Here is a 20,431-nt window from a genome sequence, read left to right on the forward strand (position 1 = left end):
TCTTCCGCGCGCCGGTCGGCGGCCTGTTCCGGCACGTTCTCGACGTCGCACGCGGCCAGGTCGAGAGGGGGCACGAGGTTGGTCTCGTCTGCGATGCGAGCACCGGCGGGGAGCGGGCCGACGCTGCTCTCGCCGCCCTGCAGCCGTCGCTCGCACTGGGCATCACGCGCGTGCCGATGAGCCGCGCGCCGACGCCATCCGACATCGCCGCGTTGCAGGCCGTGCGCCGTCTCTGCCGGGCCCTCCGCCCCGACGTTATTCACGGACACGGCTCGAAGGGCGGCCTCTATGCCCGGCTGCCCGCCTTCCTCGAGGGGGCGAACCGCCCGGTCCGGGTCTACACGCCGCACGGCGGCAGCTTCAATTATCATCCGGGATCAGCCGCTCACCGCATGTACATGCTGATCGAGCGCCTCCTCGAGCGGCGGACCGATCTGTTCCTCTTCGAAAGCGCCTATGTGCGTCGATGCTTCCAGACCTACGTCGGCGACACCGACCAACTGGTGCGCATCGTCTACAATGGCATCGACGAGCGCGAGTTCGCGCCGGTCGCCCGCGAAGACGACCCGTTCGACCTGCTCTACATCGGCGAACTCCGCGCGGTGAAGGGCATCGACACGCTCATCGAGGCGCTGTCGCTCATAAGGGACCGATACGGACGCGCCTTGCGTCTCCTGCTCGTGGGGGCAGGCCCCGAGGAACAGGCCATTCGCGCCCTCGTGGCGACGCGCGGGCTCGCAAGCCAGGTGATCTTCTCGCCGCCGCGGCCGATCCGGGAGGCGCTCGCCAAGGCGCGCGTCATGGTGGTTCCCTCCCGCGCGGAGTCCCTCCCCTACGTCGTTCTGGAAGCTGCCGCGGCGGCGCAGCCCCTCGTCGCAACGGATGTCGGCGGCATCGCGGAGATCTTTGGGCCGCATGGCGATCGACTGATCCCGCCAGGCGACGCTGAACGGCTGGCCGAGGCGCTGATCGACGAGCTCGATCTGACCGCCGACGAGCGCGCATGTCGCGCCGCTGTCCTCCGCGCCTTCGTGCAGGAGCGCTTCTCCCAGACCAGGATGGTCGAGGACGGCATCACTGAGTACCTTGCAGCAATCGAGGCAAGGGCTACAAAGTACCGTTAAGCGTTCCGTGACCGTTGGACGCTAAGGGAAGGAGCCGACGAGCACGACGTGGGCTGGGGACGCATTGGTTGCCTCCCATTGCAAGGCCGACGCCGGAGGGTTCCAGGGCCTGTATCGATGTCTTCATACGACCTGCGCGATTTCATCAGACACGCCGCCGAGGCGGCCGCATCCAGTCCCGTCGCTCCCGAACCGGAGCCGTCGCGGCGCCTGTCGCCGCTCGCCGAGGAGATCGTCGCGGCCCCCGTCAAGCCGAGCTACTCGCCCGTGGTGCTCGCAGGGGTGGTTCGCCTGGCGGAATGCCTGCTCGTGGCGCTCACGGGCATTGCCGTGCACTGGCTCTATCTGACCGGACGGCAGGGCTATTCCACCGCCTATTTCGTCGCGATTCCGACCGTCGCGGCGCTCACCGTCGTCGTCTTCCAGACCCTGGGGCTCTATCACGTCGGCGTCTTCCGCTCCTTCGTCGCGCAGAGCGTGCGGCTCTTCGGCGGCTGGACCGTCGTCTTCCTCGTGACGCTGGCGGCCTTCTTCCTCGCCAAGATGGGAGACCATTTCTCGCGCGTCTGGCTTGTCACCTGGTTCGTGGCGGGCCTTGGCGCCCTGCTCGCCGGCCGAATTCTCCTGTCCTTCGCCACCCGCGCCATGACGCGGGCGGGCCGCCTCGATCGGCGCACGGCCATCGTCGGCGGCGGTGAGGCCGCCGAGGAACTGATCCTGGCGCTGACCGCCCAGCCGGATAGCGGCATCCGCATCCTCGGCATCTTCGACGATCGCAACGACGAGCGTTCACCCGACGTGGTCGCCGGCTATCCCAAGCTCGGCAACGTCGACGATCTGGTGGATTTCGCGCGCCGCACGCACCTCGATCTCGTTGTCTTCACGCTGCCCATCTCGGCCGAGAACCGCATCCTCCAGATGCTGCGCAAGCTGTGGATCCTGCCAATCGACATTCGGCTGGCAGCGCATGTGAGCAAGCTGCGCCTGAGGCCGCGCGCCTATTCCTACATCGGCAACGTGCCGGTGCTCGACGTCTTCGACAAGCCGATCGCCGACTGGGATCTCGTGCTGAAGTGGCTGTTCGACAAGATCGTCGGCAGCCTCCTGCTCATCCTGCTCTCACCCGTGATGATCGCCACGGCCATCGCGGTGAAGCTCGATTCGCGCGGCCCTGTGTTCTTCCGCCAGAAGCGCTACGGCTTCAACAACGAACTCATTGAGGTCTTCAAGTTCCGCTCGATGTACGTCGATCAAAGCGATGCTACGGCCGCGAAGCTCGTGACCAAGGGCGATCCGCGCGTCACGCGCGTTGGCCGCATCATCCGCAAGACCTCGCTCGACGAGCTGCCCCAGCTCTTCAACGTGGTGTTCAAGGGCAATCTGTCTCTCGTGGGCCCGCGCCCGCACGCCCTGCACGCCAAGGCCGAGAACCGCCTGTACGATCAGGTCGTCGATGGCTATTTCGCCCGCCACAAGGTCAAGCCCGGCATCACCGGTTGGGCGCAGATCAACGGCTGGCGCGGCGAGACCGACACGGAGGAGAAGATCCAGCGCCGCGTCGAGCACGACCTCTTCTACATCGAAAACTGGTCTGTGCTTTCGGACCTCTACATTCTCGCTGCCACGCCCTTCGCCCTCCTCAAGTCGGAGAACGCCTATTGAGCACCGCCGAACGGCTGAGCAGCGAGGCCGGGCGCAGGCCGATCAGCCTTCGCCTGCCCGTATCGAAACTGCAGCTGGCCACGCTGTGGCTGCTCATCTTCGGCAGCGCCTTCGTCATCATGGAGCCCTCGCCCTACGAGGTGATCTTCCTCCTCACAGGTAGCGCCTTCCTGACAAGCCTGCGCTTCTACCGGCCGTTCATTGCGCTCGTCGTCCTGCTGGCTCTGTTCAATCTCGGCGGCATTTTCGCGCTCGTGCCCTTCTTCGACGAGCGCCCGAGCGTGATGTTCGTCATCATCTCGATCTATTTGATGATGACGACGATCTTCTTTGCAGGATTGATGGGCGAGCATCCCGTCGAGCGCCTCGACACCATCCGCTCCGGCTACATCGCCGCCGCCTGGGCCGCGTCGATCGCCGCGATCCTCGGCTATTTCGACGTGGCCGGTCTCGGCGAGCGCTTCACGCTCTACGGCCGTGCCTCGGGAACGTTCAAGGACCCGAACGTGCTCGGCCCCTTCCTCGTCCTGCCGCTGATCTACCTCCTGCAGGGTGCGTTCGAGAGGCGCACAAGCCTCCTGCGCTCGGCCATCCTGGCTTCGGCTCCCTTCTTCGCGCTGTTCCTGAGCTTCTCGCGCGGCGCCTGGGGGCACATCATCGCCTCTCTCGGCCTGTTTTTCCTGCTTACCTTCCTCACGAGCCGCAGCGCCGCGGAGCGCACCAAGCTCACCACTTTCGCGGTCGTCGCGGTGGCGACGCTGGCGATGGTGCTGGCCATTGCCCTGTCGTTCGAAGGAATTCGCGAGGTCTTTGAGGTACGCGCCAGCCTGACGCAGGACTACGACGAAGGCGTCACCGGTCGTTTCGGCAACCAGTTGCGCAGCATCCCCGTCCTCCTCGACAATCCGAACGGGCTCGGCCCCCTGCGCTTCCGCTTCCACTTCGACGGCGACCCGCACAACGTCTACGTCAACAGCTTCTCTTCCTACGGCTGGCTGGGCGGGCTCTCCTATCTGGCACTCGTGGCGGCGACAGTCGTCGTTGGATGGAAGACCGTATTCGTGCGCCGCGCCACGCAGAAACATGCCATCGCCATCTGGTCGACCCTGTTCGTCACGATCGTCCAGGGCTTCCAGATCGATACGGACCATTGGCGTCATTTCTTCATGATGCTCGGCCTCATGTGGGGCCTCGCCGCCGTCACACACGCGCGGTCGCCGAAGCCGGCGCCGTCCTGACGCTGCGTCTGCCCTGCCGATCGTCCCGCCTCAGGCGGTTGCCGCCTCGACCGCGTCCGCGGTCACGGACGAGGTGCGACGGGCGCCTGCAAGCGCGGCTTCGTACACGCGCGTGACGCCGTCGAGATGCCGGTCGAGGGTAAGCGGCGCCTGCCAGTAGCGGGCATGGGCCCGCGCCGTCATTGCGTCGGCAGCCGCCTCGTCGCCGAGGACCGTCATCGCCTCGGCGAGCGCCGCGGGATCCCCCGATTTGAACCAGAGGCCGTTGACGCCGTGCTCCACGGCCTCCCGACCCGCGCAGACATCGCTGACGATCACCGGCGTACCCGTGGCGAGCGCTTCGTAGACCGTGAGCGGCTGGCCCTCGTACCAGACGGAGGGGAAGACGAGCGCCCGAGCCTCGCGCATGATCGGCAGGATCTCCTGCGCGGACTTCCAGCCCAGCATCTCCGCCTCCGGATAGTCGCGCGCGAGTTCCCCGGCCGCTGGTCCGCCGCCCACGATCACCGGCCTCACACCGAGCCGTCGGGCCGCCTCGGCGAAGATCGCGACACCCTTCTCGGGCGAGAGCCGCCCGACGAAGAGGAAGGCCCTGCCCGCTCTTTCCTTCGGCCCCATGTCGGGCACCGCGATCGGATTGGCTACCCGGTGGACGACGGAGCCCGGCGGCAGGAGCGCGCCCACGATATCTTCCTGCATGGCGCTGATGGTGATGACGTGCCTCGCGCAGCGGGCGAGGCGGCTCATGTGATCAACGGCGACCTGCCGCGCCAGCCTCCAGGCCTTGTGGGGCAAGCTGCGCGCATCACAGTTGGTCGTGACGCAGGAGAGCGACATGGGTGTGCGGCGGCAGATCTCGTTGCGCGGATAGACGTAGAAGCCGCCGTTGGGGCAGAACAGGAAATACTCGTGCATCGTATAGACGCCCGGATGCCCGGAGGCCGCGATCGCCGGCGCGATGCTGGGCGACAGGGCTTTGGCCCATCCGTGGATGTGGACCACCGTGTCGCCCGCAGGCAAACGGGCGAGGAGTTCTCCCAGAGCCCGGCGAGCGGGATCGTTCCAGATGCCCTGCACCACCCCCTTGATGAGCGGCGCCTTGACGAGTTCCGTCTGGCCAAGACATACGACCTCGATGCCGGCGTCGAGCAGGCTGGGATCCACGGGGCCAACTGCCGCGAAGACCGTGACTCGGGCCCCGCGCCGCGCGAAGCCCTTGGCGCTGTCCAGCGCCACTTTCGCCTGGCCGCCGTTGACGTGGGCATGGTCGAGAACGATGACGATGTTCATGCGGCACCCGTTGTTCGCGGGCCGGATCGTCGGCCTGCGCCCGGATGTCCTCTAGCCCCTATTGATGAATATTCCGCAAGCCCGCATTTGGACGGCACACAGCGCCGATCGGGCGCGGCGGCCGGGATCGTCCTAGAACGCCGTCTCTTCATTCCGGCCGGTCAGCAGGGCGAAGATGGCGTCCGCCGCCGCCCGGGCGGCGGGGAAGGCGATGTCCTCGTCCGCATCCTGGATGGCGCCCAGAATTTCGGCCCGGCAGGGCCGCTTGGCGAGCGCCCGGAGGGCCTGCAGCACCAGCATCCGGTCTTCGAAGGAAGCGATCGTCCAGGCGGACTCGTCGCCGGAGGCCAGTGCGTCCGCAAGGGTGGCAGCGTCGCGCAGCGTCATTGGCTCGTTCCTTGCTCCGATCGGTTTCGCCGATCTCGACGGCTCTCGACGACCGTCTCGCCAGGAACCCTATCGGCCGTGGGGACGGCTCAAAGTGCGCCAGCACCCACACAAGGCCCCGCGGCACGCACGGTGATGCCGTCGACCGGCCATGCCGCCTTGCCGCGTGCGCCTCCGCACGCGCTTCCACGCACCGCGGGCGACGAGGCCCCTCGGGATTCAGGTCACCTTGTAGCCGATGCGGAAACCGCCCCAGTGGCGCCCCTTGACCAGGATGGGCGCTGAGAGGTCCTTCATCAGCACATAGGTGCCGCCGCCCATGTCGCGCCGATAGGTCTGGAGAAGAAAGGGCCGCGTGTTGCGTCCGGCGGAAAGCCCCGTGCGGTCGTTGAAGATGCGGCGGTTGCGGCAGTGGGCCGCGTTCCACACCGGGTCCTTCCCCTGCGGCCGCGCGTATTGCAGGTTGTGGGTCGGCAGGTAGCCGTTCCGGTCGACGGCAACGCAGAAGACGATCCGCGGATCGGCAGCGAGCAGTCTCTCCTGGATGGGCGGCAGCAGATTGTCCGTGAGCCGCACGAAGCGGGTCATGTGCTGCTGGGGATTGGTGCCAGGAATGGGCACGTAGCGCTCGTCGAAGAGATCGGCGAGGCTCGCATGGCCGCGCTCGACAGCGTGCTCGAAACGCGCCCCGATCTCGCGCGCCGCAGTCATGCACAGCTCGATGAGCGCATGGTCCGGCGTCTCGACGCCGCTGTCGGCGAGACAGGAGATTAGTTCCTCGCTGATGCTGCGCAGCATGTCGATGCGCCGGTTGGCATTCGCGAGATCCCGGCTCGATGCATCGACGCCCCCCGCGAGATCGGCGAGATCGTCGATCACCCGCCGGCAATGGGCGATGTTCTCCCGAACCGGTCGGGCGATGACCTCGATGTTGCCGACAAGCTCCTGGACCTGCCTCCCGAAACGATCGAAGCCGTCGAGCTGGGCCCCGATGAGCGCGCTGTCCTCGGCCGCGCGTCTGGCCTTCTCGGCGTTGTCCTGGCTCTTGGTCACGAGGCCGTCGAGAACGCGTCCCAACGCTTCGAGGCGCCTGGCGTTCTCCCGGGTGACTTCCCGCGCCTGGTCCGACAATTGCCGAACGGCGTCAGCGACTACGGCAAAGCCCCTGCCGGCATCACCAGCGCGCGCCGCTTCGACCCCGGCATTGAGCGCCAGAAGCTGCGTCTCGGTGGCGATCGACTGAATGGCCGAGCTCGATTCACGGATTTCACGGATTGACGCCATGACCTCCGACAGCAGGCCAGCCATCGTGGTCGCGGCAGTCGTCAGGGTGCCGATGGTCCCGAGCGCGCCGTTCAGCCCGGCGCGGATCGCCTCGGTCGTCGAGCCCATCGCCTGTCTGACCGCCTCGGCCGACTGCTGGGCGGCCTCGCCCAGGGAGGCGATGTGTTCGTTGGAGCGCAACATGTGCTCGGCGGCCGAGGACAGGTGGTGGAAACGCTCGGCCTGTTCATCGAACTGGTGCGACAGCGTTTCGATGAAACCGTGGATGTCAGCAATCTGGACGCCGAGCTGGTCGACCCGCTTGACGATGTCGACGATCACGCCCTGCCCGGCGGCCGATGCCGAACCGGTGCCCTGGCCCGCTGTTGCGTCGCCGCCCCCACCTGCCTCCGCAGTCATCCCGGACATCCGCTCCCCCCGCGCATCTGTCGGAACTCGACGAATCGGCTCGCGCGGCCTGGGCGCTCGAGCAGGGCCGAGCCTGCCCCGCCAAGCCTCGGGAGTGCATTTGGCATTTGGTCGTAGAAAGCCTGACGCACGCCATCGCCGGCGCTGGCGGGAACAGCCCGATGCCCCTTGCTCGAAAGGCGAAAGATCAGCGATTTCAAAGGCTTGGAATGGTCGGAGCGGCGGGATTTGAACCCACGACCCCTAGTCCCCCAGACTAGTGCGCTAACCGGGCTGCGCTACGCTCCGACGAAGGCGCTTATAGAGACTCGCTCGCGCCTGCGCAACGCACTCGGCGCACGACAGGCGGGGAAAATCGCCTCAACTGTTGATGTCGCCGCCGCCGTCGTCGCTATCACGCGCAGCCGCGAGCAGTCGGCGGCATTCGCCGAGTTCGGTCAAAACGGCTTGCAAGATGCGCAGGTCGTCCGGCGCAAGCCCCGTTGGCTCGGGGACCTGCCGCCCGTGCAGTTCGTTCTGCCGCTCTCCCGCTGCCGGCGCGCGCGCATCGCGTCGCTCGTGACCGAGCAGAGCCTCGCTCCGGTCGTGGGCCCTCTCGCCTACGGGACTGGCGAAGAGGGGTCCGTCGGCGTCCTCGTCGTCCTCGTCCGCGTCGGACGGCGGAATGTCGGTTCCCCGCTGTTTCGGCGGCGCAACGGCGCCTTCCTGCCACGCGGACTGGACAAAGCGCACCCCTTCTTCCTTGAGGATGCGCTGCACGCCCTTGATCGTATAGCCCTCGCCGTAGAGGAGGTGCCGGATGCCGCGCAGAAGGTCGACATCGTCGGGCCGGTAGTAGCGGCGACCGCCACCGCGCTTCAGGGGCTTGATCTGCGAGAAGCGGGTTTCCCAGAAACGCAGGACGTGTTGCGGGACGTCGAGATCCTCGGCGACCTCGCTGATGGTGCGGAAGGCGTCCGGCCCCTTGTCCACTGGTCTGTTCCCGCCCGCCCTTCAGTTCCTCGTCATTCCTCCTCGCCCTCGGGCAGGAGGCCGTTGATGCGTGCCCGCAGGACATTGGACGGCTTGAAAACCATCACCCGGCGCGGCTCGATCGGCACCTCGACTCCGGTCTTGGGATTGCGGCCGATGCGCCTGCCCTTCTCGCGCACCACGAAGGAGCCGAAGGAGGACAGCTTCACCGTCTCGCCACGCGCGAGGCAGTCGCACATTTCGGACAGGACGAGTTCCACGAGCGAGGCCGATTCCGTGCGGGACAGGCCGACCTTCTGATAGACGGCCTCGCAAAGATCGGCGCGCGTTACCGTATGCCCTGCCATGGCACCTTTCCCGTCCCGATTCAGAAAAGATCGATATCTCGCTGATATTCAACGCTAATCCGTGAGGTGCGAGCGGTCAATGCTCGCCCTCGCGCCGTTTTCGCCATGTGGATAGCCGCCCCGGCAACGGCCCTGCGGCCTCGTTTCACCAGCGGATGAGGGCGCTTCCCCAGGTGAAGCCGCCCCCCATGGCCTCGATCATGACGAGGTCGCCCTGCTTGATGCGACCGTCCGCCCGCGCCACGGCGAGTGCGAGGGGAATGGAGGCGGCGGAGGTATTGCCGTGGCGGTCCACGGTCGTCACCACCTTCTCCGGTGCGATGCCAAGCTTGTCGGCACTTGCATCGATGATGCGCTTGTTGGCCTGGTGCGGCACGAACCAGTCGAGGTCCGCGGCCGTCGTGCCCGTTGCCTCGAAGGCGTCGGTGATGACATCCGTGATCATGCCGACAGCGTGGCGGAACACCTCCCGCCCCTCCATGCGCAGATGGCCGACCGTCCTGGTCGAGCCTGGCCCACCGTCGACGAAGAGCTTCGAGCGGTGACGGCCGTCGGAGCGCAGATGCGAGGTCAGCACCCCGCGATCATTCGCGTTGCCCTCCCCTTCCTGCGCCTCGAGCACGAGCGCGCCAGCCCCGTCGCCGAAGAGCACGCAGGTCGTCCGGTCGTTCCAGTCGAGAATACGCGAGAACGTCTCCGCGCCGATGACGAGCGCTCGCTTGTGCGAGCCGGATGTCAGGAACTTGTCGGCCGTGCCGACGCCGAAGACGAAGCCCGAGCACACGGCCTGCAGGTCGAAGGCAACGCCGTGGGCGATGCCAAGCCCCGATTGGATCTGTGTGGCCGTGGCGGGAAAGGTGTAATCCGGCGTCGAAGTGGCGCAGATGACGAGGTCGATATCGCCGGGCTCGAGGCCGGCATCGGCGAGGGCCGCCCGTGCAGCAGCAAGGCCGAGCATGGAGGTGGTCTCGCCGTCGGCGGCGATGTGACGTTCGCGGATGCCGGTGCGCTGCACGATCCACTCGTCCGAGGTGTCGACCATGCGGGCGAGATCGGCATTTGTGAGAACGCGTTCGGGCAGATAAGAGCCGCAGCCGCGGACGACGGAACGGAGAAGGGACACAGGCAGCAAACTCCTCAGACCGCGGCGCTCATCGCCGGGTGCGCACGTTCGAGCGTCTCGCGAATCTTCCCCAGAAGCTCGTGGCTGGCCATTTCGTAGGCAAGATCGACGGCGCTGGCGAAGCCCAGCGCATCGGTCCCGCCGTGGCTCTTGATGACGACCCCTTCGAGACCGAGGAAGACCCCGCCGTTGGCGCGGCGCGGATCGAGCTTTTCCTTGAGTGCGGCGAAGGCGCCGCGCGCAAAGAAGTAGCCCACCCTCGCCATCAGCGTGCGGTTCATCGCATTGCGCAGGTATTCGGCGATCTGCTTGGCCGTGCCTTCCGCCGTCTTGAGGGCGATGTTGCCGGCAAATCCTTCCGTCACGACCACGTCGACGGTGCCCTTGCCGAGATCATCCCCCTCGACGAAGCCGTGATAGGCGAGATGCGGAATCTCCGTCTCGCGCAGGATGCGGCCTGCCTCCTTCACGGCCTCGATGCCCTTGATCTCCTCGACGCCGACGTTGAGGAGCCCGACCGTCGGGCGGTCGATGTCGAAGACAACGCGCGCGAGCGCCGAACCCATGACTGCAAGATCGACGAGATGCTGGGCGTGCGCGCCGATGGTCGCGCCCACATCGAGCACGATGCTCTCGCCGCGCAGGGTCGGCCAGATGGCGGCAATGGCCGGCCGCTCGATATGCGCCATCGTCTTCAGGCAGAAGGTTGCCATGGCCATCAGCGCGCCGGTGTTACCGGCGGAGACGACCACATCCGCCTCGCCCTTCTTCACCGCTTCGATGGCGAGCCACATGGACGACTTGTAACGGCCCATGCGCAGCGCCTGGCTCGGCTTGTGGTCCATCGCCACGGCGACTTCCGTATGATGGAAGTCGGAGGAGGCCTTGACCTTGGGATGCGCGTCGAGGAGCGGGGCGACGACCTTCTCGTCGCCATAGATCACGAAGCGCAAGCCCGGGTGCCGCTCCAATGCAAGGGCGGCGCCAGGCAGCACGACAGAAGCACCATGATCCCCGCCCATGGCGTCGAGCGCGATCCTAACCGGTCGGGACATGGATGCCGATTGATCTCCAATGGGGCCGGCGGAAGCCGGCGTGATGGTCGGCGGACAATACTCAACGCGAAAACGCCCGCAACCGCTTTCTTAAAGGGGTTACGGCGCCGTCGCGCAAGGCATCGGCGCCCGACAACCCGGCTTCAGTGACAGTTCGACGAGTCGTCGCGGAGCTTGGCGAGAGCGGCAAAGGGCGTGGCCTTCTCCTCCCCTTCCTCCCGAAACGAGAACTCGACGCCCGGCCGGCGCGGATAGGGGGCGAGCCCCAGGGCAAGGAACTCTGCCGTCAGCGCGCCGAGATCGATGCGGCCGTCCTGGATTTCGTCGGGCGGATCGACCGCATCCTGATCCCCGGAGATGACGACCTCGGCCGGCTCGTCGTGCGCACCCGGTCGCTCAGCGCCGGGCCGCGGTGCCGCGAAGGCGACATCGACCTCTTCCTCGATCTCTGTATCGAAAGGCTCGAGCGATACGACGCAGATCTGCGTGAGCTTGGCGTTCACGCGCCCCTTGACGGTCATGCGCTTGGCGGTGCCGCGCAGATGGAACGAACCGGTCAGCTCGTGGAGCGCGGGCAGGCCGAACATCTTGGCGACCGCCGCGCGTTCCTCGGCGCTCGCCTCGACCACGACCTCCGCACCGTGGGGCGGAATCTCGGCCACCTCGATCACGCGCGTCAGGGGAGCGGCCGTCCGCGAGGCATGGTCCCTGTCGGTCATCATGAGCACTCCCCTGCGAATCGCGCCGCTGGTGGAAACGGCGCCTCGGCGGCGAGCAGGGCCTCTAGATCGAACCCGGCGAGGTCCGCCTCGGCCGCCCGGACGTAGGCCGCGAGCCCAAAGGCCGGCGCCCCGCCGCCGCAGACGTTGCGCGCCAGCGTTTCGGCGAGCGCACCCGCATCCTCGGACGCGAGCGCCTCGTCGTAACTCTTCACGCGACCATAGAACGCCTTGGCAATCGTCTTCATCTTTTTCGGAACCGAGAGGTCGCCGATGCCGATCTCGCGCAGCGCCCGCTCCAGCTCACGGAAGGATACATCGACGAGTTCCTGGCCGACGTCCCCCGCTGGCGCCGGCAGTCCACGCAGGCGGCGCAGCACGAGGAAGAGATGCAGGGTCAGCGCCTCGAAGCGTCCTTCCAGCGTGTCGGGAACGCCGAGCGCGGCGTAGAGCGCCGGCGCTCGGGACGCTTCCGCCGTACGCTGATAGAGCGTCTCGACCACATTCCCGCCATGGTCGCGTCTGAACAGGCGCAGAATCATGAACCTTCGGCGCAATCCCGGCGCCGCCTTGTCAAAGCCACGAGCGCGGGTTACGGCATCGCGGGGTCTCGATGCAAGCGCCGCGCTCCGTCATCGAGGGCAAGAACGGGTGGAACGAATGACTTTGCAAAGGTCCGCGTCCTTGAAGCGCCTCGCGGCGATGGTCGTGCTCGGTTCAGCGCTCGGCGTTGGCCTTTCCGGTTGCCAGAACAGCGGCCTCGGCGAAACGCTGACCAGGGGCTACGTCATCGACGAGCGAACTCTCGCCGAGATCAAGCCGGGCATGAACGTGGAGAAGGTCCTGTCGACACTCGGCACGCCCTCCACGGTCTCGACCGTCGGCAACAAGACCTTCTACTACATCAGCCAGACGATGCGCCGCACGGTGCAGTTCCTCGAGCCGAAGGTCGTCGACCAACGCGTCGTCGCCGTCTATTTCGACAAGAACTTCAAGGTCGAGCGCGTCGCGAACTACGGCCTGCAGGACGGCGTGCTGTTCGACTTCATCAGCCGCACGACGCCGACAAGCGGCCAGGACCAGTCCTTCGTGCGTCAGATGTTCCGTGGCCTGGGCGCCGGCTCATTCAACCCCTTCGGGGCATAGACCGCAGCACCGACATCGGCACAGCGGATGCAAGAAGCCCCGCGGTCCCGGACCACGGGGCTTCTTCTTGGCGCAAGCCCGGGAACGAACCATGCGGCCGCCGATCGCGCGCCCGCTTCCTTTCGCCTCGGCGGGCTTCCGGCGACGCGACGTCGCTCCGCCGGAAACGGTTGCGAAGCGCGGCTGTCAGAAATGGGCGAGGACCGCGAGCAACAGCAGCGCGACAATGTTCGTGATCTTGATCATCGGATTCACCGCGGGGCCTGCCGTGTCCTTGTAAGGATCGCCGACCGTGTCGCCGGTCACCGCGGCCTTGTGCGCGTCCGAGCCCTTCCCGCCGTAGTGCCCCTCCTCGATGAACTTCTTGGCGTTGTCCCAGGCGCCGCCGCCGGAGGTCATCGACACGGCGACGAACAGGCCCGTCAGGATGACGCCGAGCAGCATGGCGCCCACGGCGGCGAAGGCATCGTTCTTGCCGGCAATGGCAAGAACGACGACGTAGCAGACGATGGGCGAAAGCACCGGCAGAAGCGAGGGCACGACCATCTCGCGGATGGCTGCACGGGTCAGCATGTCCACGGCGCTGCCGTAGTCGGGCCGGTCCTTGCCCTCCATGATGCCGGGCTTCTCGCGAAACTGGCGGCGCACCTCCTCGACGATGGATGACGCGGCGCGACCGACGGCCGTCATGCCCAGGCCGCCGAAGACGTAAGGCAGCAGGCCACCGAACAGGAGGCCTACGACGACGTAAGGGTTGGAGAGGGAAAAGTCGATCTTCACGCCCTGGAAGTAGGGAAAGGCCGCGCCGTTGCTTGTAAAATAGCTGAGATCCGACGTGTAGGCGGCGAAGAGCACGAGGGCGCCGAGACCGGCCGAACCGATGGCATAGCCCTTGGTCACGGCCTTGGTGGTGTTGCCGACCGCATCGAGCGCGTCCGTCGATTTGCGCACTTCCTTCGGCAGCCCGGCCATCTCCGCGATGCCGCCGGCATTGTCCGTCACGGGCCCGAAGGCATCAAGCGCGACGACAACCCCGGCGAGCGCCAGCATCGCCGTCACCGCGATGGCGATGCCGAAGAGCCCGGCGAGCTTGAAGGTCACGATGATGCCGGTGATGATGACGAGCGCCGGCATCGCCGTCGACTCGAGCGACACGGCGAGGCCCTGGATGACGTTGGTGCCGTGGCCGGTCACGGAGGCGGCGGCGATCGACTGCACCGGCCGGTAGGTCGTGCCTGTGAAGTATTCCGTGATGATGACGATGAGCGCCGTTACCACGAGGCCGACCACTGCGCACCAGAAGAGCGCTCCCGAGGTGAAGGTCGCTCCGCTGGAGGTCTTCAATTCCACGCCGAAGCCGCCGAAGACGAGCCAGGTGACGATGGCAATGCCGACGATGGAAAGCACGCCCGTGGCGATGAAGCCCTTGTAGAGCGCGCCCATGATGGATTGGTTGGCGCCAAGCTTGACGAAGAAGGTGCCTGCGATCGAAGTCACGATGCAGGCGGCACAGATCGCAAGGGGATAGAGCAGCACCGACGTGAGGATCGGCTGCCCGGCAAAGAAGATGGCGGCGAGTACCATCGTGGCGACGACCGTCACGGCGTAGGTCTCGAACAGGTCCGCCGCCATGCCAGCGCAGTCGCCGACATTGTCGCCGACGTTGTCGGCAATGGTGGCCGGGTTACGCGGATCGTCCTCCGGAATGCCTGCCTCGACCTTGCCGACGAGGTCGCCGCCGACGTCGGCGCCCTTGGTGAAGATGCCGCCGCCGAGGCGCGCGAAGATCGAGATGAGCGACGCGCCGAAGCCGAGCGCCACCAAGGCGTCGACAACCACGCGGTCGGACGGTGCCTTGCCCATCACCTGGGTGAGCACCGTGTAGTAGACCGAGACGCCGAGCAGGGCGAGGCCCGCGACGAGCAGCCCGGTCACCGCACCCGACCTGAAGGCGAGATCGAGACCGGAGGCGAGCGATTGCGTCGCCGCCTGCGCGGTGCGCACGTTCGCTCTGACGGACACGTTCATGCCGATGAAGCCGGCCGACGCCGAGAGCACGGCGCCGATGGCGAAGCCGAAGGCCACCGTCGGCCCCAGGAACCAGGCGAGGATGATGAACAGCAGGATGCCGACGACCGCGATCGTCGAGTATTGGCGGCGCAGGTAGGCCTGTGCGCCCTCGCGGATGGCGCCGGCGATCTCCTGCATGCGCTGCGAGCCGGCGTCCGCGGCCATCACGGATTGAATGGTGAAGACGCCATAGACAATGGATAGGGCGCCCGCGACGATGATGAGTACAAGTGCGGTCATAGGTCCTTCCCTAGTGTCCTGGGAGGATCGCACGCACACGACATCCGGCCTCACGGCCGGATCGGCCGCGTTTTCTCCCCCGAGCCCGAGTTGTTGTCAGGGTGGCTCGGGGCAAGGTGAGCAAAAAACACGGCGTTAAGCAAACATGACGTCGCGAAGTCGGCGAGAAATCGCCGTACTCGCGTCCGCAGCCTCCAAATGTGGCAGTTTGCCGGGAAAATCCCGCTCAGGCAGCAGGGCGCCGGCGGCGCGTCGTGCGCGCCTGCCGGAGAACGAGGAGAATCACCACGGCGATCGGCGGAAAGACGAGCCAGTTGACCGTCGTCCAGCCGGCGGCGTCGAGCAGCTTCCCGGAGGAGAACGACGCCAGCGCCACAGAGCCGAAGACGAGGAAGTCGTTCGCCGCCTGCACCTTGGCCCGCTCCTCGGGGCGATAGCAGTCGGTGACCATGGCCGTCGCGCCGATGAAACCGAAGTTCCAGCCGAGGCCGAGCAGCACGAGCGCGATCCAGAAATGCGCCACGCCAAGCCCGGACAGCGCCACGGCGGCTGCAACGGCAATGAGCGCAAGGCCTGTCGCAGTGACGGCTTCCTTGCCGAAGCGCGCGATGAGCCGCCCCGTGAAGAAGCTCGGCGCGAACATCGACAGCACATGCCACTGGATGCCGAGCGCCGCCTCACCGATCGAATGGCCGCAGCCGACCATGGCCAGCGGCGCCGCCGTCATCATGAAGCTCATGAGGCCGTAGGAGACGAGGCCGGACACGACGGCGATGATGAAACGGGGCGTGCGCACGATCTCGACGAGCGGCCGACCGCCGGCCGGGGGCAGTGCTCCGACCGGCGGCGCGCGCAATTGCGCCACGACGGGAACGGCGAGGAGCGCCAGGGCGCCCTGCGCCAGGAAGCTGCCGGCGAAGCTCACCCCCGGCAGGGCGTCACGCGTCCAGATGACGAGTTGCGGGCCGATGACGGCGCTCGCGAGGCCTCCGAACATGACCCAGGAGATGGCGCGCGGGCGAAAGGCCTCGCTCGCCACGTCAGCGGCCGCGAATCGGTAGCTCTGCACGAAGGCGCCGTAGATTCCGGCGACCAGGGTGCCCAGGCAGAAGACGGCGAAGGCGCCAAGCGAGATCCCCGCTGTGGCGATCGCGCCCGCCACCGCCCCGATCAGCGCGCCGATGAGGTAGCCCGGGCGGCGGCCGAGGCGTCGCATGAGCATGGCCGCCGGGATGGTGCCCATCGCAAGCCCGAGATTGAGGAGGCTCACCGGCAGCGTCGCCAGCGCCTTGTCGCTTGCCAGCATGTGGCCGACGATCCCCCCGAGCGAGACGACGATGGGCGGGCTCGCCCCACCAAGGGCCTGGGCACAGGCAAGGACGAGAACATTGCGACGCGCCAGCCGGTCGTGGTCCGTCGTCGCCCTGTGAGCTCCGCCGTGCATGAGTCCCGCTTTCAGAAATGGCTGAACGATTGCCGGCCGAACTGCCGCGGCCCACGCTGGTCACGGATCGCGAGTTCGCCCTTGCCGGCCTGCACTTCGCCGATGACGCTGAGGGCCACTCCCGCAGCATCCGCTGCCGCCCGCAGCGATGTCAGCCTGCCTTCCGGCACCGTGCACAGGATTTCGTAGTCGTCGCCCCCGGTGACGGCGGTCTCCAGCAGTTGCGGCCTCGCGCCGATGGCCGCGCGTGCGGCAGCGGAGAGGGGCACGGCATCGAGGTCGAGCTCACCGCTCACGCCCGAGGCCTTCAACAGTTTGGCTAGGTCGCCGACGAGCCCGTCGGACACATCCATCGCGGCATTGGCATGGTCGCGGATAGCCCGGGCGAAGAGACAGCGCGGCTCGGGCTGGAGATAGCGGTCGGCAAGATGAGCCTTCTCCGCGGGGCTCAGCACATTGGCCCAGGCGGAGGTCGGTTCGCTGCGCAGCGCAAGGCCGAGTGAAGCGTCACCGATCGTGCCCGTGACGAGGATCCTGTCGCCCGGACGGGCACCGAGCCGGGTCACCATGCGACCGGTCGGCAGGGCGCCGAAGGCCGTCACCGACAGGGTGAGCGGCCCGGGCGTCCTCACCGTGTCACCGCCGAGCAAGGGGCAATGGTAGCGGTGGGCATCCTCGCCGAGGGCTGCGGCGAAGGCGGCCAGCCAGTCGACCGTCCAGTCCGGAGGCAGGGCGACGGTGATCAGAAAGCCGAGGGGATCGGCCCCCTTGGCCGCAAGATCGGAGAGATTGACGCGCAAAGCCTTGCGCGCGACCGATCCGGCCGGATCGGTCGCGAAGAAATGCACGCCGGCGACCAGGGCATCGGCGGTGAGGACGAGATCCTGCCCCTCCGGCGGCTGCAGCCGGGCGGCATCGTCCTTGAGCGAAAAGGCACCTGCTCCGGCAATCGGCGCGAAGAGCCGTGCGATCAGCTCGTCTTCGGAGAGGCGCTCGCCCGAGGTCATGCCAACGGTCCCCTCCCCGCTTCGCCGGTCACCCGCGCGCGTTGAGCTCGTTCTGGCGCACGTCCCGCCCGATGGTGTCCAGCACCGCGTTCAACAGCCCCGGCTCGTCGTCCTGGTAGAAGGCACGCGCGACGTCGACATATTCGGAGATCACGACGCGCGCCGGCACGTCCTTGCGGAAGAAGAGCTCGTAGGCGCCGGCGCGCAGGGCGGCGCGCAGCACGGCCTCGACGCGCCTGAGCGGCCAGCCCTTGGCCAGCGCCTCGTCAACCCTCCGGTCGATGAGCTTCTGCTCGCGCACGACGCCGGCGACAATGTCGCGAAAGAAGGCGGCCTCGGCCGGCTTGAACTCGACGCCCTCGACCTCCTGGCCGATCCAGTGGGCCTCGAACTCCGCCACCGCCTCGACCACGCCCTTGCCGGCGATGTCCATCTCGTACAGCGCCTGTACGGCGGCAAGCCGGGCGGCGCTGCGCCTCTCGCCCTTGCTCATCGCACGCCGACTCCCGCGCCGAGGCGCCGCTTGTGGCGGAGCACGGCGAGCGCCGCCTCCGCCGCCCCGCCACCCTTGTTCATCTCGGCCACGCGGGCGCGCGCCCAAGCCTGGGCATCGTTCTCGACCGTGAGAATGCCGTTGCCGAGCGGCAGCCCGCGGGCGACCGAAAGATCCATGAGGGCGCGCGAGCTTTCGCCCGCCACGATGTCGTAATGCCCTGTCTCACCGCGAATGACGCAGCCGAGCGCCACGGCCGCCTCGTAGGGTGTTCCCTTCGCCGCGGCAGCGTCGAGGGCGATCGCGATCATGGCCGGGATTTCGAGCGCCCCTGGAACGGTCAGGACCTCGACGATCGCGCCCGCCCGCTCGAGTGCGCCGCGCGCGCCGGCGAGCAGCTCGTCGGCAATATCGTCGTAGAAGCGCGCCTCGACGATGAGGACGCGGGCGCCCGTCACAGGCGTGTCGTCGAATGCGGCTTGGCGGGGTGCGGCCATGATCTCGCGTCAACCAGTTGCGCCTCGCGGCGATGGGAGAATTGTTGTGTTGGGCGCCCGGGCGAGGCCGGGCCGACCGGCAGTTGCGCTTGCGCGCCCCCCGCGATTGCGGGGCTCGCGTCAGTAGCCCGCCGCCCGCGCCTCCGCAAGTCGCGCCGCGTAGCGGGCCATCAGATCGACCTCGAGGTTGACCTTGTCCCCTGCCTTGCGCTCACCCCACGTGGTGATGGTGAGCGTGTGCGGGATGAGCAGCACGGAAAAGACGTCGCCGTCGACGGAATTGACCGTCAGCGAGGTGCCGTCGAGGCCGACCGAACCCTTCTCGGCGATGAAGCGCGCGAGCTCCCGGGGCGCGCGAATGTCGAAGCGCGCCGTCGGTCCCCACGGATCGTCGCTTCCTCCGCCCGCCTCCGTGATATCCACACGCGCCAGGATTTCGGCGACGCCGTCGACATGGCCGGTGACGACGTGCCCCCCGAGCTCGTCGCCGATCTTCATCGAGCGCTCGAGATTGACCCGCGTCCCTGGGGTCCAGGCGGCCACGGTCGTCCGTTGCAGGGTCTCCGCTGCGGCGTCAACGTCGAACCACGAGCCGCCGTCGCGCGGCCCTACCGCGACCACCGTCAGGCAAGGCCCGCCGCAGGCGATCGAGGCGCCGATGGCGATGCTCGCCGGATCATAGGTCGAGTTGATGCGCAACCGGCGCAAGGTTCCCTGGAAATCCTCCGCCGCGACGATCTCGCCGACGTCCGTGACGATGCCAGTGAACATCAGAAAACTCTCTCAAAGCATTGGAATAGATCGTTTTCCGCCAGAAAGCGGGTCGCAGGAAGGAAGCGTCTTGCGTCCGCGAGCGCGAGAGACAGTACGGGCCCGGGTGCAGGCACGCCCATCGCGCCGAGCGGCACCGAGCCCGTGACCAGTACGACGTCGTCCGTCAGATCGGCCTCCGTCAGGGCTTCCGCAAGAGCCGGCCCGCCTTCGCAGAAGATCCGCGTCATGCCGCGCTCGGCGAGGACCTCGAGCGCCGCCCTGAGATGCGGCCGTCCGTCATCCCCGAGACCGACGCGCATGACCTCGACGCCCGCGGCGACGAGGGCGCGCTCGGCGTCGACAGGAGCCGTCTCGGCCGCCACGATCCAGGTCGGCACCTCGCGCGCCGTCGCGACGAGCCTCGCCGTGAGGGGTGTGCGCAGGGCACTGTCCAGCACCACCCGCACGGGCGAGCGGTGTTCGAGACCCGGCAGGCGGACGGTGAGCTGCGGATCGTCGGCGAGCACGGTGCCCACGCCGACGAGGATCGCATCGGCGTGGGCGCGCATGAGGTGCACGCGCGCGTTTGCAGCCGCCCCTGTGATGAGCAGCCGCTCGCCGGACAGGCGCGCCGCATAGCCGTCGGCGGTGCGCGCGAGCTTGACGGTCACCGCCGGGCGCCGGCGCGTCACGCGCATGATGTGGCCGCGATGCGACCGCCGCGCCTCGTCCGCCAGGACGCCAACGTCGACGGCGATGCCGGCCTCGCGCAGGCGCGCGTGGCCGCGACCGGCGACACGCGCATCGGGATCCTCGATGGCGGACACGACCCGCGCGAGGCCCGCGGCGATGATCGCGTCAGCGCAGGGCGGTGTGCGGCCGAAATGGGAGCAGGGCTCCAGCCCGACGTAGAGGGTCGCGCCGCGTGCCGCCTCGCCGGCCATGGCGATCGCCATCGGTTCGCCGTGCGGGCGTCCGCCGGGCTGCGTCACGCCCCGGCCGACGATCACGGGGCCGCTGGCGCTCTGGCGGACGATGACCGCCCCCACCGAAGGGTTGGGCCAGGTCAGGCCGAGATGACGTGCGCCGAGGGCCAGGGCATCGCGCATGAAGCGCGCGTCCAGGGCCGGATCATGCGGCAGCACTGGCGGCGGTTCGAGGACGGAATGCAT

At 67.6% G+C, this 20,431-nt stretch carries 20 protein-coding genes and 1 tRNA gene; 4 read left to right on the plus strand and 17 right to left on the minus strand.

All coding sequences use genetic code 11. From position 1 onward, the window contains the following. The first annotated feature begins 23 nt into the window (after window positions 1-23). The 3 genes from QNA08_RS01485 to QNA08_RS01495 all read left to right on the plus strand — a co-directional run bounded on the left by QNA08_RS01485 (window position 24) and on the right by QNA08_RS01495 (window position 4,024). Window positions 24-1,124: a glycosyltransferase gene (locus tag QNA08_RS01485; protein ID WP_283739296.1), complete on the plus strand. Its 1,101-nt coding sequence runs from the start codon at window positions 24-26 to the stop codon at window positions 1,122-1,124. A 117-nt stretch (window positions 1,125-1,241) separates the two neighbouring features. Further along, on the plus strand, window positions 1,242-2,786 hold the full coding sequence (locus QNA08_RS01490; protein ID WP_283738907.1) for an undecaprenyl-phosphate glucose phosphotransferase: 1,545 nt from the start codon (window positions 1,242-1,244) through the stop codon (window positions 2,784-2,786). Further along, entirely contained in the window at window positions 2,783-4,024 is a 1,242-nt protein-coding gene (locus QNA08_RS01495) for an O-antigen ligase family protein (protein WP_283738908.1), read from the plus strand. Before QNA08_RS01490 ends, QNA08_RS01495 begins: the two co-directional genes overlap by 4 nt. A 30-nt stretch (window positions 4,025-4,054) precedes the next feature. On the opposite strand, the gene QNA08_RS01500 is transcribed toward QNA08_RS01495, so the two are convergent. From QNA08_RS01500 to QNA08_RS01545, 10 genes are all read right to left on the minus strand, one after another. Then, window positions 4,055-5,314, minus strand: a complete 1,260-nt coding sequence (locus QNA08_RS01500; RefSeq protein ID WP_283738909.1) for a glycosyltransferase family 4 protein — start codon at window positions 5,312-5,314, stop codon at window positions 4,055-4,057. A 132-nt stretch (window positions 5,315-5,446) separates the two neighbouring features. Then, the gene (locus tag QNA08_RS01505) at window positions 5,447-5,701 is read right to left on the minus strand and encodes a hypothetical protein (protein ID WP_283738910.1); all 255 of its coding nucleotides are present in this window, start codon (window positions 5,699-5,701) and stop codon (window positions 5,447-5,449) included. A 219-nt stretch (window positions 5,702-5,920) separates the two neighbouring features. Beyond that, window positions 5,921-7,384, minus strand: a complete 1,464-nt coding sequence (locus QNA08_RS01510) for a methyl-accepting chemotaxis protein (protein WP_283738911.1) — start codon at window positions 7,382-7,384, stop codon at window positions 5,921-5,923. 219 nt (window positions 7,385-7,603) lie between these two features. Continuing rightward, window positions 7,604-7,681: transfer RNA gene (locus QNA08_RS01515), tRNA-Pro, on the minus strand. Between the two features lie 72 nt (window positions 7,682-7,753). Further along, window positions 7,754-8,365, minus strand: coding sequence for a MerR family transcriptional regulator (locus tag QNA08_RS01520; RefSeq protein WP_283738912.1), 612 nt, complete (start codon window positions 8,363-8,365; stop codon window positions 7,754-7,756). 32 nt (window positions 8,366-8,397) lie between these two features. After that, window positions 8,398-8,712: an integration host factor subunit alpha gene (locus tag QNA08_RS01525; RefSeq protein ID WP_283738913.1), complete on the minus strand. Its 315-nt coding sequence runs from the start codon at window positions 8,710-8,712 to the stop codon at window positions 8,398-8,400. Between the two features lie 145 nt (window positions 8,713-8,857). Then, window positions 8,858-9,835: a beta-ketoacyl-ACP synthase III gene (locus QNA08_RS01530; RefSeq protein WP_283738914.1), complete on the minus strand. Its 978-nt coding sequence runs from the start codon at window positions 9,833-9,835 to the stop codon at window positions 8,858-8,860. 14 nt (window positions 9,836-9,849) lie between these two features. Next, the gene (gene plsX, locus QNA08_RS01535; RefSeq protein ID WP_283738915.1) at window positions 9,850-10,890 is read right to left on the minus strand and encodes a phosphate acyltransferase PlsX; all 1,041 of its coding nucleotides are present in this window, start codon (window positions 10,888-10,890) and stop codon (window positions 9,850-9,852) included. Between the two features lie 143 nt (window positions 10,891-11,033). Continuing rightward, window positions 11,034-11,612, minus strand: coding sequence for a YceD family protein (locus QNA08_RS01540; RefSeq protein WP_283738916.1), 579 nt, complete (start codon window positions 11,610-11,612; stop codon window positions 11,034-11,036). Further along, window positions 11,609-12,151 carry a ubiquinol-cytochrome C chaperone family protein gene (locus tag QNA08_RS01545; protein WP_283738917.1) on the minus strand — a complete coding sequence of 181 codons (543 nt, stop codon included), beginning with the start codon at window positions 12,149-12,151 and terminating at the stop codon, window positions 11,609-11,611. The genes QNA08_RS01540 and QNA08_RS01545 overlap by 4 nt, the downstream gene beginning before the upstream one ends. 118 nt (window positions 12,152-12,269) lie before the next feature. Between QNA08_RS01545 and QNA08_RS01550 the strand changes: the two genes are divergently transcribed. Continuing rightward, entirely contained in the window at window positions 12,270-12,755 is a 486-nt protein-coding gene (locus QNA08_RS01550; protein ID WP_283738918.1) for an outer membrane protein assembly factor BamE, read from the plus strand. Between the two features lie 186 nt (window positions 12,756-12,941). On the opposite strand, the gene QNA08_RS01555 is transcribed toward QNA08_RS01550, so the two are convergent. The 7 genes from QNA08_RS01555 to ribD form a co-directional block, all read right to left on the minus strand. Further along, window positions 12,942-15,065, minus strand: a complete 2,124-nt coding sequence (locus QNA08_RS01555; protein WP_283738919.1) for a sodium-translocating pyrophosphatase — start codon at window positions 15,063-15,065, stop codon at window positions 12,942-12,944. 226 nt (window positions 15,066-15,291) lie between these two features. Next, the gene (locus QNA08_RS01560) at window positions 15,292-16,509 is read right to left on the minus strand and encodes an MFS transporter (protein WP_283738920.1); all 1,218 of its coding nucleotides are present in this window, start codon (window positions 16,507-16,509) and stop codon (window positions 15,292-15,294) included. Window positions 16,510-16,520: 11 nt separating this feature from the next. Further along, window positions 16,521-17,516, minus strand: coding sequence for a thiamine-phosphate kinase (gene thiL / locus QNA08_RS01565; protein WP_283738921.1), 996 nt, complete (start codon window positions 17,514-17,516; stop codon window positions 16,521-16,523). A gap of 28 nt (window positions 17,517-17,544) precedes the next feature. After that, entirely contained in the window at window positions 17,545-18,009 is a 465-nt protein-coding gene (gene nusB / locus QNA08_RS01570; protein ID WP_283738922.1) for a transcription antitermination factor NusB, read from the minus strand. Further along, a complete protein-coding gene (gene ribH / locus QNA08_RS01575) occupies window positions 18,006-18,506 on the minus strand; it encodes a 6,7-dimethyl-8-ribityllumazine synthase (RefSeq protein WP_422679832.1) in 501 nt (166 codons plus the stop codon). The genes nusB and ribH overlap by 4 nt, the downstream gene beginning before the upstream one ends. Window positions 18,507-18,626: 120 nt before the next feature. Beyond that, complete coding sequence (locus QNA08_RS01580; protein WP_283738923.1) at window positions 18,627-19,277, minus strand: riboflavin synthase; 651 nt, start codon at window positions 19,275-19,277, stop codon at window positions 18,627-18,629. Continuing rightward, window positions 19,277-20,431 (minus strand): bifunctional diaminohydroxyphosphoribosylaminopyrimidine deaminase/5-amino-6-(5-phosphoribosylamino)uracil reductase RibD, encoded by a 1,155-nt coding sequence (gene ribD, locus QNA08_RS01585; RefSeq protein WP_283738924.1) that lies wholly within the window; start codon window positions 20,429-20,431, stop codon window positions 19,277-19,279. The genes QNA08_RS01580 and ribD overlap by 1 nt, the downstream gene beginning before the upstream one ends.

Origin of the sequence: Chelatococcus albus, assembly GCF_030067675.1 — a bacterium.
GTDB classification, from domain to species: domain Bacteria; phylum Pseudomonadota; class Alphaproteobacteria; order Rhizobiales; family Beijerinckiaceae; genus Chelatococcus_A; species Chelatococcus_A albus.